Source organism: Sphingomonas sanguinis (assembly GCF_001476905.1).
GTDB classification, from domain to species: domain Bacteria; phylum Pseudomonadota; class Alphaproteobacteria; order Sphingomonadales; family Sphingomonadaceae; genus Sphingomonas; species Sphingomonas sanguinis_B.
On sequence record NZ_LDTE01000216.1, the window covers coordinates 1 to 590 of the forward strand.

Genomic DNA, 590 nt, shown 5'->3' on the forward strand with positions numbered 1-590 from the left:
CATGCCGAGACGCTGCACGGGGCCGATTGCGCCCGGTCGACGAACAACCTGCGCCTGGGTTCGACCGACCTGACGTATCAACGGCACATGCCGGGGCAGCCGATCGAAGGTAGCGCACCGGATGGCAATCGACGGACTTCGCGTACCACCGAAGCGGCGGCACGGGACGAAGCACCGGTCGAAGCGCCGACCGGGTGCGGCGGCAAGGTCGGCGTCTGGGCGGGTGGTACCATCGACATCGGTACGCGCGATGCGATCACCGGCCGTTCGAAGGTAAGTGCCACGACCTCGGGCGTCAGTGCCGGTGTCGACCTGCACGTCGCCAAGGGTGTGACCCTTGGTGTCGGCGGGGGACTTGGTCACGACCGCAGCACGATCGCGGGCGGGGCCGGTCAGGTGAACAGCGACAGCCAGGTGCTGGCCGTCTATGGCAGCGTGGCCCCGGTCCAGGGACTGTTCGTCGACGGCATGCTCGCACGCGGTTGGCTGGACTATTCGCTGCGTCGCCTCGATGCGGGAGCCGGAGCGCTGGCCACCGCCGACCGGACTGGGACGTTCACCACCGGCGCCTTGTCGTCGGGGATCGATCG

1 protein-coding gene is annotated in these 590 nt (G+C 68.8%); it reads left to right on the forward strand.

What is annotated here, in order from left to right; all coding sequences use genetic code 11:
* Nucleotides 1-590, forward strand: a 590-nt coding sequence (locus tag SB4_RS18675; RefSeq protein WP_153006357.1) for an autotransporter outer membrane beta-barrel domain-containing protein, incomplete at both ends; no start/stop codon positions are given.